Below are 14,082 nucleotides of genomic sequence, written 5' to 3'. Positions count from 1 at the left end.
CGCGCGGCGACTACGACGTCACGATCGAGGGCGGCACGTTCCATCTCGCGCACCCGCTTGCGATCTCGCGCGACCAGACCGCCGACATCGACGCGGTGTCCTACCTCGACGTGATCGTGCTCGCGGTCGCCGTGACCGTCGTGGCGGCGGGCGTGCTGCTCATCGGCCGGCGTCTCCGTCGCGCGCGCCGCGTCACCACGTGGACCGGAAGGGAACCGGAAACCGGCCGCTCGTGAGCGGCACGTCCGTCGCGCCCTCGGCAGGATTCGAACCTGCGACACACGGCTCCGGAGGCCGTTGCTCTATCCCCTGAGCTACGAGGGCGGAGCGTGCAGCGTATCTCGCGGCGTTCGCGTCGCCGCCGGGCGCGTCAGGCGGAGTCGCCGCGCTCGGGACCGCGTGTCGCCGCGATCTCGAGCGCGATCGATCGGTTCAACGCCTGCAACGTCGCGCGCGCCGCGGCTTCGATCGCGCTGCTACCCGACGCGAGACCGTGACGCGGCGCGTCGTTCTCGGGACCCGAGAGGCCCGCGGCGACGAGGAAGCCCTCACCCGTGCTCGTCTCGAGCGTGCGCGCCCACGCGGGTTGGTACGCGAGCCCGGGGACGAACGCAGCCAGCGCGTCGAGCGTCGCCTCGACCGACGCGAGCAGGCCGCGGCTCGCGGCCGCGCGCCCGATCGTCCGGCGCCCCTGCAGGGTCAGGTGCACCTCGAGCTCGTCGGTGTCCGGGAAGGTCAGCACCGCGAGCAAGCGGACCCGGTCCTCGTCGGGACCGGATCCCGACCGGCGGTTCACGCGCGCGGTCTCGGTCGGCGCGGTCGCCGGGCCGGGCGCACCCGTCGCACCGGTGGTGGGCCCGGTCGCCGTCGCGGGCTCCGGCGTCGCGCGCGGCGGCTCCGGTGGCGCGGCTGGCGGTGCCGGCGGCGGCGCGGTGTCGCGACGTTCCGACGACGGCGCGGGCGCGGGCTCGGTGCGCGGCGGTGGCGGAGGAGGCGCGGGCGGCTCGGTAGCGCGCGCGCCGGTCGTCGCGACGGGCGGCGGCTCCTCGATGATCGGACCCGTCGCGACCGTCTCCTGCGTTCGCGGCGACTCGGCGCGCACCGCACCGGACACCGTCGGCTCGGTGGTTCCAGCTGCTGTCGCCGCGAGCGACTCCTGCGCGGTCGGCGCGGCGACGTTCGCGCCGGCGGCACCGGCGCGCGGTGGCTGCTCGCGCGTACGCCACCGGACGAGCTCGACCGCGACCGGGCGATCCGAGTGGCGGTACGCGATGCGCGTCGCCTGCAACGGCAACGTCGGCTCCGTGTACTCCTCGCCGACGTGCACCTGGACGAGCAGGACGTCCTCGCGCTCGGTGAACCCGGTCGCCCGCACGCCGGGGAGCTTCCGGAGCTCGAGCTCGAGATCGTCGAGCGTCGTCATCGACGACTCTCCTTCGCCGCGTACAGCCGTTCGTCGGCGAGGCGCACGAGCGTCTCGGTGTCCTCGGCCTCGGCGGGGCACACCGCGAGACCGTACGAGAAACCGGGGATGTCCGCCTCCCCGAGGGCGGTGGTCCCGACGCGCTCGAGCAGCGCGGGCACGTCCTCGGGATCGGTGTTCGGTAGCAGCAACGCGAACTCGTCGCCGCCGATGCGTGCTGCGTTGTCGCCGTAGCGCAGCACGCGGCGCAGCCGGTCGCCGAGCGCGCGCAGCGCCTCGTCGCCCGCGGGATGGCCCAGCGTGTCGTTGAGTCGCTTCAACCCGTCGAGATCGAGCAGCACGAGCGTGAACGGCCAGTTGTACCGGAGGCTGCGCGCGGTCGCCATGTCGAGGAGGCGATCGAAGCTGCGCCGGTCGTACAGCCCGGTGAGCGGGTCGTGCCACGAGTCGTAGCGAAGGAGGTCGAGACGCAATGCGACGGTGCACAGGCTCGTCAGCATCGACGGGTCGAACCGGCGCGGGTCCAGCGGCGGGTCGGTGTAGAGCCCGGGCTCCGCGGTCAGGAGCTCCTGCTCCTCGTCGTCGTCGAGCGGACGGCGACCCGCGCAGAAGACCTGCCGCGCCATGCCGGGCTCCTCGATGACGACCGCGGCGTCGCGCAGCTCGAACTGGCGGACCAGGCCGTCGAGCGCCTTGTAGATCAGCGACAGGCCCGACTCGTTGGTTGCGAGCTCGGCCATCAGCTGGCGGCTGAACTCGGCCATCGCGCCGGCGCCCTCGCCCGACGGCGGCTCGACGTAGTGGAGGTGGCCGTGCTCCTGGGCCGCGGTGGGGAGCAACGCCGCGAGGCCCCGACCGAGCCCACTCCGTCGCGTCACGTCGCCCTCCCCGAGCGCGGCGTTCCGCCACGCTCCGCTGTCTCCTGCCCGGTCCCGCCTCGCTGCGTCACCGCCCGGACGCGTGATGAAACCACCGACCCGTCCGATACCGGAACAATAGCGGGCATCCGGTGCAGGGCCAATCCTCGGTGCTGATCAGGTACCTCGTCGTGCGCACGCCATATGGGATGCTGGACCGAGCCGGGCCGACCGCCGCGACCGTGCGCAGGCACCCGGCGACCACGCTGCGTGATACGTGACGCCCTCACCGACGCCCTGCGCGCCGCGATCGGCGCGGCCGGCCTCCCCGAGCCGGCCGGTGGTGGCGCGCTCGTCGAGCCGGCCCGCCAGCGCGAGTTCGGCGACTGGCAGAGCAACGCGGCGCTGCGCCTTGCCAAGGCGGCCAAGGCGCCCCCGATGGAGGTCGCGGAGCGGATCGGGGCGGCGTTGCGCGCCGCGCCGCCGGCCCACCTCGAGCGGGTCGAGGTCGCGAAGCCGGGGTTCCTCAACCTCTTCCTCGCGCCGACATGGCTCCACGACGTGCTGCGCGACGTCGTCCACGCCGGCGACGAGTACGGGCGGGGCGACGCGCTCGCCGGTCGGCGCGTCAACCTCGAGTTCGTCTCCGCGAACCCGACCGGCCCGCTGCACGCGGGGGCTGGCCGGTGGATCGCGGTCGGCGACGCGATCGCGAACCTCCTCGCGTCGCAGGGCGCGGTCGTGCACCGCGAGTACTACCTGAACGACGCCGGTACGCAGCTGGAGACGTTCGGCGCGTCGCTGTACGCGCGCTACCGGGGCGAGGAGCCGCCCGAGGACGGGTACCGCGGCCACTACCTGATCGAGCTGGCCGAGCGCCTGCGCGCCGAGAAGGGCGACGGCGTGACGGAGGCCGACGCGCGCGAGTGGGGCTACCGCGAGATCGTGCGTGGGCTGCAGGACGACCTCGCGCGCATCGGTGTCCACTTCGACACGTGGTTCTCGGAGCGCGCGCTGCACGAACGGGGCGACGTCGACGACGTGCTGCGCGAGCTCGCCGCGCGCGGGCACACCTACGAGCAGGACGGCGCGACCTGGTTGCGGTCGACGGAGTTCGGCGACCAGCGCGACCGCGTGCTCGTGAAGTCCGACGGCGCGTACACGTACCTGACCGCCGATCTCGCGTACCACCGCGACAAGTTCCGGCGCGGGTGGGAGCACCTCGTCGACATCTGGGGCGCGGACCACCACGGCCAGGTCAAGTCGCTCCAGTCCGGCATCGAGGCGCTCGGGTACCCCGCCGGCGAGCCCGAGATCATCCTCGGGCAGCTCGTCACGCTGATGAGCGGCGGGCAGGTGGTGCGCATCTCGAAGCGCACCGGCAACCTCGTGACGCTCGCGGACATCCTCGACGAGGTCGATCCCGACGTCGCGCGCCTCACCTTCCTGCTCCAGGGGATCGACAGCGCGCAGACGTTCGACCTCGACGTCGTGACGTCGCAGTCGATGGAGAACCCCGTCTACTACGTGCAGTACGCGCACGCGCGCATCGCGTCGATCGGACGGCACGCGGCCGAGGTCGGCGTGACGCGCCGCCCACTCGACGAGGTCGATCTCACGGTGCTGACGCACGAGCGCGAGCTCGATCTGCTCCGCTCGCTGTCGGCGTACCCGGAGACCGTCGCGGAGGCGGCGGCCCTGCGCGCCCCGCACCGGGTGACGACGTGGGTGCGCGAGCTCGCGAGCCGGTTCCACGGCTTCTACCGCGACTGCCGCGTCATCTCCGACGACGTCGCGCTGACGCAGGCGCGGCTCTGGCTCGCGGAGGCGTGCCGCGTCGGCCTCGCGGACGCACTCGCGCTGCTCGGCGTGCACGCGCCCGACGAGATGTCGCGCCTCGACGGCGACGCCGCCGACGACGACGCCGGTCCGTGAGCTCGCCGATCGACCTCGCGCTGTTGCCGCGCAGCGCGACCGTGGCCGGCGGGCGGATGGCGGTCGGCGGGTGCGACCTCGAGCAGCTCGCGGACCGCTTCGGGACGCCGCTCGTCGTCTACGACGAGAGCGAGCTGCGGTCGCGCTGCGGCGAGTACCGCGCCGCGTTCGGGGACGGCAACGTCGCGTTCGCGGGCAAGGCGTTCCTGTGCATCGCGATGGCGCGCCTCGTCGCCGACGAGGGGTTGCATCTCGACGTCGCGACGGGCGGGGAGCTGCACACCGCGACGCGCGCCGGCTTCCCGCCCGAGCGGCTCGTGTTCCACGGCAACAACAAGTCCGAGGACGAGCTGCGCGGCGCGCTCGAAGCCGGCGTCGGCCGCGTCGTCGTCGATTCGTTCGACGAGCTCGACCGGATCGAGGCGCTCGTCGACGACGGCCTGGACGCGCCGGGCGTGCTCGTCCGCGTGACGCCGGGCGTCGAGGCGCACACGCACGAGTACATCGAGACCGGGACCGAGGACTCGAAGTTCGGCTTCGGCGTCGGCGCGGACGTCGCGCTCGACGCAGCGGTCCGCGCCTCCGAGAGCGCCGCGATGCGATTCCTCGGGCTGCACAGCCACATCGGCTCGCAGGTCTGGAACCTGACGTCGTACGCGCGCGCGCTCGACGTCGTCACGAACCTTGCGTCGAGGGTCGGCGAGCGGACGGGCGCGACGGTCGGCGAGCTGAACGTCGGCGGTGGGCTCGGGATCGCGTATCACGCCGGTGACGCCGCTCCGACGATCGGGGAGTTCGCGGCCGCGGTGCGCGACGCGTTCGCGCGTTCGTGCCGCGCGGCGCGCCTCGACCCTGCGCCGCGACTGATGGTCGAGCCGGGGCGCTCGATCGCGGGGCCGGCCGGGCTGACGCTGTACCGCGTCGGCACGATCAAGCACATCCCCGACGTGCGGACGTACGTTGCGGTCGACGGCGGGATGAGCGACAACCCGCGCCCCGTGATGTACGGGGCGCGCTACGAGGCGTTCGTTCCCGCGCGCGCCGAGGCGCCGCGCCCGTTCGTCGCCACCGTCGCGGGCAAGCACTGCGAGCAGGGCGACCTCCTCGTGCGCGACGCCGCGTTGCCCGAGGACGTTGAGGTGGGGGACGTGCTCGCGATCCCGAGCACCGGCGCGTACGGCTACTCGATGGCGTCCAACTACAACCGGTTGCCACGCCCCGCAGTCGTCTTCGTCCGCGACGGCGAGGCGCGCGTCGTCGTCCGGCGCGAGTCGCTCGACGACGTCGTCCGCCTGGACGAGGCCGGGTGACAGACTGGCTGCGATGGCGGTCACGGATTCCATCAAGGTCGGCCTGCTCGGCTGCGGGAACGTCGGGTCTGCGCTCGTCCGTCTCCTGGACGACCACGCAGACCTGATCGAGTCGCGCGCGGGCGTGCGGATCGAGGTGGGACGGGTCGCGGTCCGCAACCTCGCCCGCGAGCGCGACGTGCCGCTCCCCGCAGGGGTCTTCACGCACGACGCCGACGTGGTCGTCGCGGACGACGACGTGGACGTGGTCGTCGAGGTGATGGGCGGGATCGAACCCGCCCGCTCCGTCATCACCGAGGCGATCAAGCGCGGCAAGCCGGTCGTGACCGCGAACAAGGAGCTGCTCGCCAACGTGGGCAAGGAGCTGTTCGAGGCGGCCGAGACGGCCGGCGTCGACCTGCTCTTCGAGGCGTCCGTCGCGGGTGGGATTCCCCTGATGCGTCCGCTGCGCGAGTCGCTCGCGGGTGACCGTATCCGTCGCGTGATGGGGATCGTCAACGGGACGACGAACTACATCCTCACGCGCATGACCGAGGAGGGTTCGTCGTTCCAGGACGCGCTCGCCGAGGCGCAGACGCTCGGGTACGCCGAGCGCGATCCCACGGCGGACGTCGAGGGGTTCGACGCGGCGGCGAAGGCGGCGATCATCGCGAGCATCGCGTTCGGCGCGCGCGTCGTCGCCGGTGACGTGTACCGGGAGGGGATCGCCGAGCTGTCGGGTCACGACATCGCGTCCGCGCACGAGCTCGGATACGTGGTGAAGCTGCTCGCGATCGCGGAGGACCTCGACGGCGACGTCGCCGTGCGCGTCCACCCGACGATGGTGCCCGCGAACCACCCGCTCGCCGCGGTGCGCGACTCGTTCAACGCGTTGTTCATCGAGGGCGACGCGGTCGGCGAGCTGATGCTGTACGGCCGGGGCGCGGGCGGCATGCCGACCGCGTCGGCCGTCCTCGGCGACCTCATCGACGCCGCCAAGAACCTCGTGTCCGGCGGCCGTGGCGCGACGATCGGTCCGTTGTCGCGACGGCGCGTGCGACCGATCGACGAGGTCGAGTCGCAGTTCTACCTGCAGATGGAGGTCGCGGACCGTCCCGGTGTCCTCGCCGCCATCGCGGCCGCGTTCGGCGCGCGGGGCGTGTCGATCAAGTCGATGCAGCAGCGCGGGATCGGTGACGACGCCCGGCTCATCTTCATCACCCACCGGGCCCGCGAAGCGGATCTGCGGTCGACGCTGCACGCCTTGCGCGACGTCGACTCGGTCCACCGGGTCGGCAGCGTGCTGCGCGTGATCGGCGAGGAGGAATGAGCGCGCCCGCGTTCGCGCGCTGGCCCGGGCTGATCGAGGCGTACCGGGCGCACCTGCCCGTCGACGAGACCACGCCGGTCGTCACGCTGCTCGAGGGTGGCACGCCGCTGCTCGACGCGCCGCACCTCTCCGAGCGGGTGAACGCCCGCGTGCTGCTCAAGGTGGAGGGGCTCAACCCGACTGGCTCGTTCAAGGACCGCGGGATGACCGTCGCGATGTCGAAGGCGGTCGAGGACGGCGCGAAGGCGGTCATCTGCGCGTCGACCGGGAACACGAGCGCCTCGGCCGCGGCGTACGCCGCGCGCGCCGGCCTGCTGTGCGCGGTGGTGATCCCCGAGGGCCAGATCGCGCTCGGGAAGCTCGCGCAGGCGCTCGTGCACGGGGCGCGAGTGGTGCCGATCCGCGGCAACTTCGACGCCGCGCTGCGCATCGTCCGCGCGCTGGGGGAGCGCGGCAACGTCACGGTCGTCAACTCGGTGAACCCGAACCGCATCGAGGGGCAGAAGACCGCGGCGTTCGAGATCGTCGACGCGCTCCGCGACGCGCCCGACGTGCACTGCATCCCCGTCGGCAACGCGGGCAACATCACCGCGTACTGGAAGGGCTACCGGGAGTACTACGAGCTCGGCCGCTCGACGCGGCGGCCGCGCATGCTCGGCTGGCAGGCGGTCGGTGCGGCCCCGCTCGTGATCGGCGAGCCGGTCCCGTTCCCCGAGACGATCGCGACCGCGATCCAGATCGGCAACCCGGCGAGCTGGGATGGCGCGGTCGCGGCCCGCGACGAGTCGGGCGGCGCGATCGGCGCGGTGAGCGACGCCGAGATCCTCGCGGCGTACCACCTCCTCGCGTCGAAGGAGGGGTGCTTCGTGGAGCCCGCGTCCGCCGCGTCGGTCGCCGGGCTGCTGCACGCGGCTGACGACGGCATGCTGCGTGACGCGCGCACGATCGTGTGTACGGTGACGGGCCACGGTCTCAAGGATCCCCAGCGTGCGATCGCCGAGGTCGCGGTGGGGGAGGCCGTCGAACCCGACGTCGGCGTCGTCGCCGCGGTGTTGGAGCTGTGACGACTTCCGTCGTGACGGGCGCGTCGGCGGGCATCGGCGCGGCGTTCGCACGCGCGCTCGCGGCACGGGGGGACGATCTCGTCCTCGTCGCGCGTTCGCGCGCACGGCTCGACGACCTCGCGGCCGCACTCATTCGCGACCACGGTGTCGGCGTGGAGGTCCTCCCAGCGGATCTCACGGACGCGGCCGATCTCGCCCGCGTCGAGGCGCGTGTCGGCGACCGTGCGCGACCGGTCGACCTGCTCGTGAACAACGCCGGCTTCGGCACTGCAGGCTCGTTCGACGCGCTGCCGGTCGAGCGCGAGGACGAGGAGGTCCGCCTCAACGTGCTCGCGGTGGTGCGTCTCACGCACGCTGCGCTCGACGGGATGACGACACGCGGCGACGGTGCGATCGTCAACGTGTCGTCCGTCGCGGGCTACCAGCCGAACCCGGGCATGGCGACCTACGGCGCGACGAAGGCGTTCGTCAGCAGCTTCACGCAGGCCGTGCACGAGGAGGTCCGCTCGCGAGGCGTGCACGTGATGCTGGTGTGTCCGGGCTTCACGCGTACCGACTTCCAGGAGCGCGCCGGTGTGGACCAATCGGACGTCCCGGGCTTCGCGTGGATGGAGCCCGACCGGGTCGTCGCCGACGCGCTGCGCGCGCTCGACGCCCGGCGCGCCGTGTGCGTGCCGGGCGCGTTGAACCGGGTCGCGGCCGTGATGTCCGACGTCGCACCGGCCGGTGTCACACGCCGCGTCGCCGGCCTCGTGCTGCGGCGCAGCGCGCGTCACTGAGCCGCCGAGGCGCGGGCCTCGCGTACGATGACCCGGTGAAGTACGTCGTCCTCGTCCCGGACGGTTGCGCCGACGAGCCCCTCGACGAGCTCGACGGCCGCACGCCGCTCGCGGCCGCCGCGATGCCCAACCTCGCGTCGCTCGCGCGCCGCGCCGAGGTCGGGCGCGCGTGCGTGATCCCGCCCGGCATGGCACCCGGCAGCGACGTCGGCAACCTCGCGATCCTCGGCTACGACCCGAGCGAGTTCCACACCGGTCGCGCGCCGATCGAGGCCGCCGCGATGGGCGTCGAGCTGGCACCCGACGAGGTCGCGTACCGGTGCAACCTCGTGACGATCGGCGACGACGGCACGATGGTCGACTTCGCGGCCGGACATCCCACCAACGAGCAGAGCCACGCGATCGTCGACGCGCTCGACCGCGAGCTCGGCGGCGGCCGCGACGGTGTGCGGTTCTTCCCGGGCGTCGAGTACCGCCACCTCGCGGTCCTCCCGAAGGACGCGGCCGACGCCGAGTGCGTCCCCCCGCACGACCTGACGGGGCGCGCCGCGACGCTCCCGACGGGGCCGGCGGCCGCACGGCTCGTCGCGCTGATGGACGCGTCGCGCGACATCGTGACCGCGGTCGCGCGCGACGTCGGTTCCCGCGCGAACCAGATCTGGTTGTGGGGCCAGGGCGTGCGCCCGACGCTGCCGCGCTTCGCCGACCGGTTCCGCGTCGAGGGGCGGCTCAGCTCGGCGGTCGATCTCGTGCGCGGCCTCGGCGTGCTCGCCGACGTCGAGGTCGTCGACGTCGCGGGCGCGACCGCGGGGTTCGACAACGACTACGCCGCGCAGCGCGACGCGTGCCTCGCGAGCCTGGACGACCGCGACCTCTTCCTCCTCCACGTCGAGGCGACCGACGAGGCGGGGCACCAGGGCGACGTGCGCGAGAAGGTCGCCGCGCTCGAGGCGTGGGACCGCGACATCGTCGGCCCGCTCGCCGACGCGCTCCCCGCCCTCGGCGCGCACCGGATCATGCTCCTCCCCGACCACGCGACGCCGTGCGCGCGCCGCACCCACACCGCGGAACCCGTGCCCTATCTGCTCTACGACTCCGAGCGCGCTGCCCGCGGCGGCACGTACACGGAAGCCGCGACCGCTGGCTGCCCCGTCGTCGCGGCGCACGAGCTGATGGGACGCCTCGTCGCGCGCTGATCCCGTCCCGTGACCCGCGCGAGCACGCGGGTAGCGTGGGAACCACCCTGTGACGTCTCCTCGTGTCGTCGTCCTCGTCGACGGCGAGCACCACCCGTCGGTCGTGCGTGCCGCGGTCGACGACCTCCGCTCGCGTGGCGTCACCGTGGTCGGTGCCGCGATGCTCGGCGGCGGCGAGAAGCTCGCTCCCGGCGACGTCCCCGACCTCGGCGTGGCCGTCGTCGACGGCTCCGGTCCGCTCGACGCGCTCACGCGCGCGCTCGACCGGTTCGACGCGTCGATCGTCGTCGACCTGTCGGACGATCCGGTGCTCGACGCGCGGACGCGCGCGCTGCTCGCCGCGCACGCGCTCGCGCGTGGCCTCACGTACCGCGGCGCGGATGTCGAGGTGACGCCGCCGCCCCGCCCGCGACTGTGCAAGAAGCCGAGCATCGCGGTCGTGGGGACGGGGAAGCGGACCGGCAAGACGGCCGTCGCACAGGCGCTCGCACGCGCGCTCCGCACCGCGGGGACGGAACCCGTGATCGTCACCATGGCGCGCGGAGGTCCGCCGCGGCCCGAGCTCGTTGACCCGCGCGAGACCGATCTCACGCTGGCGGCACTGCTGCGGCGCGCCGCGTCCGGTCAGCACGCGGCGAGCGATCATCTCGAGGACGCGCTCGCCGCTGGCGTCGCCGCGATCGGCACACGTCGGTGCGGCGGCGGGGTCGCGGGCACGCCCGCGTTCGACGAGTTCGCGGCGGGCGTCGCGCTCGCGAACCAACGTCGGGAAGGGCTCGTCGTGCTCGAAGGCTCCGGGCGCGCGATCCCGCCCGTCCACGCCGACGTGACCGTGTGCGTCGTTCCGGCCGGCGCCGATCCCGACCTCGTCACCGGCCACGTCGGTGTGGTCGCACTGTTGCTGAGCGATGTGGTGCTCGTTACACTTGGCGCCGAGCCCGGCAGGGCGGGGCTCGTCCCGTCGCAGCGCGCAACCCCGTCGCGAGCGCGGGAGTTGGAATCCCGTGTGCGAGCGGTGGTTCCCGGGGTCCCGGTCGTGACCGGCAGCCTCCGGCCCGTCCCCCTCGAACCCCTCGCCGCACGCAACGTCTTCCTGGCCACCACGGCGCCCGATGGCGCGATGCCGTCGATCGCACGGCAGCTCGAGCGCGACGCAGGCGCGGTGGTCGTCGGCTGGACCACCAACCTGGGAAACCGGGACCGCCTCCGAGGTGACCTGGTGGACCTCCGAGGAGCGGACGTTCTCGTGACCGAGATCAAGGGCGCGGGCGTCGACACGGCGGCGAGGCTCGCGGCGGAACGAGGCATGGACGTGGTCTTCCTGCGACACGACGTCGACCTGCACGGCGAGTCGATCGCGACGCGCGCACGCGCGCTCGCCGATCTCGCGACGCAGCGGTTCGAGTCGGGGGACGCGCGACGGTGACGCAGCCGCGGCACATCGTCATCACCGACGAGGCGCACCACCTGCCGTACTCGAAGGGGCTCACGGCGGGCTCGATCATGGCGACCGGGCTCGCACCCGCGCGCGCGTTCCACGTCGCGGAGCGCGTGGAGGACCGGCTGCACGAGGAAGGCGTCACCGAGCTGACGCAGGCCGAGCTGCAACGATTCGTCGCGCGCGTGCTGGCCGACGAGGTCGGGGAGCGGTACGCGACCTCCTACGAGAAGTGGCGGCGGGTGAAGGACGTCGACCGGCCGATCGTGATCCTCATCGGCGGCGCGCCCGGGGTCGGGAAGTCCACCATCGCGACCCAGCTCGCGGCGCGGCTCGGGATCACGCGCGTCATCCCGACGGACGCGGTCCGCGAGGTGATGCGGGCGATGTTGAGCGACGAGCTCCTCCCTGCCCTCCACGCCTCGTCGTTCGAAGCGGGCCGACTCGTGCTCAAGCCGCTGCCGCGGAACGCCGATCCGGTCGTCATCGGGTACCGCGAGCAGGTCGCGGCCGTCGCGGTTGGCATCAAGGCGCTCGTCCGGCGCGCGATCATGGAGGGGACCGACCTCGTCCTCGAGGGCGCGCACATCGTCCCGGGATTCCTCGACCTCGACGAGCTCGGGGGTGCGGTCGTCGTCCCCCTCCTCGTCACCGTCGACGACGAGGAGCTCCACCGTTCGCACCTCGTGCGACGGGCGAACGAGTCCCGTGGTCGCCCCATGGACCGATACCTCGACTACTTCGAACCGATCCGCACGATCCAGCGGTACGTGAAGTCGCTCGCGCTGGAGCACGGCACCCCGGTCGTGCCGTCCTACAACCTCGACGCGACGCTCGCCCAGGTCGTCGAGATCGTGTTGACACGGGTCGTCGCCACCGTTCCGTCCCCCGAGCCGTTCCCCCAACCCGTTTCCTGAGGAGCCACCGAGATGACCGAGCAGCAGCTCGAGCGTTCCATGCTCGACGGCAAGGATCGCGAGGAGTTGCACGCGATCGCGGGCGCCATGGGCGTCCGCGGCGTGACCCGCATGCGCAAGGCCGACCTCGTCGAGGCGATCCTCGCGGCAGCCGGTGCGAACGGCGACGCCGCGAGCGCCGCGAACGCGAGCGCGAACGGTGATGCCGCGGCGAAGCCCAAGCGCGTCCGCAGCCGGAAGGCGCCCGCCGACGACCCGATCGCCGCGCTCGCGGCCGAGGAGGACGCGCTCGCGGCGGCGTCGGGTCCCACGGACGAGACCGAGGTCGCACCCCGCCCGGTCGCCGGCCGCCGCCCGTCGCAGGGCGCATCGGCGCCTGCCGCCGACGACGCCGGCGCGACCGCACCAGCCGCGCCGACGGACGCACCGGCATCGAACGGCGCCGCCCCGGCCAACGGCGCGACCGCGACCGAGCCCGGCGCGGCGCCCGAGTCGCGCGGTGACGACGACGACCGCGATCCCGGGTCCGCGGACACGTCGACGATGCCGCGTCCGGACACCCGTCCCGACAGCCGCGGCGACGCCCGCGTCGACACCGACGACGAACGCCAGTCGTACGGGGAGGGGAACCGCCGGCGTCGGCGGCGACGGGGCCGCGACCGCGACCGGCAGTACGAGCCGCGTGCCGACGAGCCGGTCGGCGAGCCCGTCGAGGTCCAGGGTCTGCTCGACCTCCGCGACGAGGGCTACGGCTTCCTCCGCACGACGAGCTACCTGCCGGGTTCGAAGGACGTGTACGTCTCTGCCTCCCAGGTGCGACGGTTCGCGCTGCGCAAGGGCGACTTCGTGCGTGGCGCGACGCGCCCACCGGCCAGCAACGAGAAGTACCCCGCGCTGCTCCGCGTCGACGAGATCAACGGCCTCACGCCCGACGACGCGCGTGCACGTCCGCGCTTCGAGGACCTGACACCGCTGTTCCCCGACTCGAAGCTGCGACTCGAGCTGCGCGACGAGCCGAACAACATGACCGGTCGCATCGTGGACCTGATCGCGCCGGTCGGGAAGGGCCAGCGCGGCCTCATCGTGTCGCCGCCGAAGGCCGGCAAGACGACGATCCTGAAGCAGCTCGTGTACGCGATCGAGCGGAACAACCCCGAGGTGCACCTCATGGTGCTGCTCGTCGACGAGCGCCCCGAAGAGGTGACGGACATGCGACGTCACGTCGTCAAGGGCGAGGTCGTCGCGAGCACGTTCGACCGTCCGTCCGAGGAGCACACCCAGGTGTCCGAGCTGACGATCGAGCGCGCGAAGCGTCTCGTCGAGCTCGGTCAGGACGTCGTGATCGTGCTCGACGGCATCACCCGTCTCGCACGCGCGTACAACCTCGCGCAGCCGGCCTCCGGGCGGATCCTCTCCGGTGGTGTCGACTCGACCGCGCTCTACCCGCCGAAGCGGTTCTTCGGCGCGGCCCGCAACATCGAGGAGGGCGGCTCGCTCACGATCGTCGCGACCGCGCTCATCGAGACCGGCAGCCGGATGGACGAGGTGATCTTCGAGGAGTTCAAGGGCACCGGCAACATGGAGCTGCGCCTCGACCGCCGGCTCGCCGAGCGGCGCATCTACCCGGCGATCGACGTCGAGGCCTCGAGCACGCGCCACGAGGAGCTGCTGTTCGACCGGAACCAGCTCCAGCAGGTGTGGAAGCTCCGCCGGGTGCTCAACGCGCTCGAGGGCGGTGCCGGCCTCGAGCTGCTCATCGACAAGATCCGCACGACGAAGAGCAACGACGAGTTCCTCGCCGAGATCGCGAAGGCTCCTACCCCAGGGGGGTAGGAGCCTTCGATGCTGTCTCGC

The 14,082-nt window shown here is 73.0% G+C and carries 12 protein-coding genes and 1 tRNA gene; 10 read left to right on the top strand and 3 right to left on the bottom strand.

From position 1 onward, the window contains the following. Nucleotides 1-236 (top strand): hypothetical protein (locus tag VFC33_07180; GenBank protein ID HZR13018.1); only part of this gene is annotated, 236 nt, incomplete at its 5' end. A 15-nt stretch (nt 237-251) separates the two neighbouring features. Here the strand turns inward: VFC33_07180 and VFC33_07175 are convergent. The 3 genes from VFC33_07175 to VFC33_07165 form a co-directional block, all read right to left on the bottom strand. Further along, nucleotides 252-324 (bottom strand) — tRNA-Arg (locus VFC33_07175). Nucleotides 325-370: 46 nt separating this feature from the next. Next, nucleotides 371-1,423 carry a hypothetical protein gene (locus tag VFC33_07170; GenBank protein HZR13017.1) on the bottom strand — a complete coding sequence of 351 codons (1,053 nt, stop codon included), beginning with the start codon at nt 1,421-1,423 and terminating at the stop codon, nt 371-373. Next, nucleotides 1,420-2,301, bottom strand: a complete 882-nt coding sequence (locus VFC33_07165; GenBank protein HZR13016.1) for a GGDEF domain-containing protein — start codon at nt 2,299-2,301, stop codon at nt 1,420-1,422. Before VFC33_07165 ends, VFC33_07170 begins: the two co-directional genes overlap by 4 nt. Nucleotides 2,302-2,550: 249 nt before the next feature. Between VFC33_07165 and argS the strand changes: the two genes are divergently transcribed. The 9 genes from argS to rho are packed head-to-tail and all read left to right on the top strand — an operon-like array spanning nt 2,551 to nt 14,061. Then, a complete protein-coding gene (argS, locus tag VFC33_07160) occupies nt 2,551-4,215 on the top strand; it encodes an arginine--tRNA ligase (GenBank protein HZR13015.1) in 1,665 nt (554 codons plus the stop codon). Further along, the gene (lysA, locus tag VFC33_07155) at nt 4,212-5,525 is read left to right on the top strand and encodes a diaminopimelate decarboxylase (protein ID HZR13014.1); all 1,314 of its coding nucleotides are present in this window, start codon (nt 4,212-4,214) and stop codon (nt 5,523-5,525) included. The genes argS and lysA overlap by 4 nt, the downstream gene beginning before the upstream one ends. A gap of 13 nt (nt 5,526-5,538) precedes the next feature. Next, complete coding sequence (locus tag VFC33_07150) at nt 5,539-6,834, top strand: homoserine dehydrogenase (GenBank protein ID HZR13013.1); 1,296 nt, start codon at nt 5,539-5,541, stop codon at nt 6,832-6,834. After that, the gene (thrC, locus tag VFC33_07145; GenBank protein ID HZR13012.1) at nt 6,831-7,898 is read left to right on the top strand and encodes a threonine synthase; all 1,068 of its coding nucleotides are present in this window, start codon (nt 6,831-6,833) and stop codon (nt 7,896-7,898) included. Before VFC33_07150 ends, thrC begins: the two co-directional genes overlap by 4 nt. Next, on the top strand, nt 7,895-8,677 hold the full coding sequence (locus tag VFC33_07140) for an SDR family oxidoreductase (protein HZR13011.1): 783 nt from the start codon (nt 7,895-7,897) through the stop codon (nt 8,675-8,677). Before thrC ends, VFC33_07140 begins: the two co-directional genes overlap by 4 nt. 35 nt (nt 8,678-8,712) lie before the next feature. Then, nucleotides 8,713-9,873 carry a cofactor-independent phosphoglycerate mutase gene (locus tag VFC33_07135; protein ID HZR13010.1) on the top strand — a complete coding sequence of 387 codons (1,161 nt, stop codon included), beginning with the start codon at nt 8,713-8,715 and terminating at the stop codon, nt 9,871-9,873. 49 nt (nt 9,874-9,922) lie between these two features. Continuing rightward, nucleotides 9,923-11,299 carry a 2,3-diphosphoglycerate synthetase gene (locus VFC33_07130; protein ID HZR13009.1) on the top strand — a complete coding sequence of 459 codons (1,377 nt, stop codon included), beginning with the start codon at nt 9,923-9,925 and terminating at the stop codon, nt 11,297-11,299. After that, nucleotides 11,296-12,228: a hypothetical protein gene (locus tag VFC33_07125; protein ID HZR13008.1), complete on the top strand. Its 933-nt coding sequence runs from the start codon at nt 11,296-11,298 to the stop codon at nt 12,226-12,228. The genes VFC33_07130 and VFC33_07125 overlap by 4 nt, the downstream gene beginning before the upstream one ends. A 12-nt stretch (nt 12,229-12,240) precedes the next feature. Beyond that, nucleotides 12,241-14,061 (top strand): transcription termination factor Rho, encoded by a 1,821-nt coding sequence (gene rho / locus VFC33_07120; GenBank protein HZR13007.1) that lies wholly within the window; start codon nt 12,241-12,243, stop codon nt 14,059-14,061. The last annotated feature ends 21 nt before the right edge of the window (nt 14,062-14,082 follow it).

This window comes from Acidimicrobiia bacterium, from assembly GCA_035651955.1.
GTDB lineage: Bacteria > Actinomycetota > Acidimicrobiia > IMCC26256 > JAMXLJ01 > JAMXLJ01.
The sequence above is the reverse complement of the archived record's forward strand: the minus strand, read 5'-3'. Positions and strand labels throughout refer to the sequence as shown.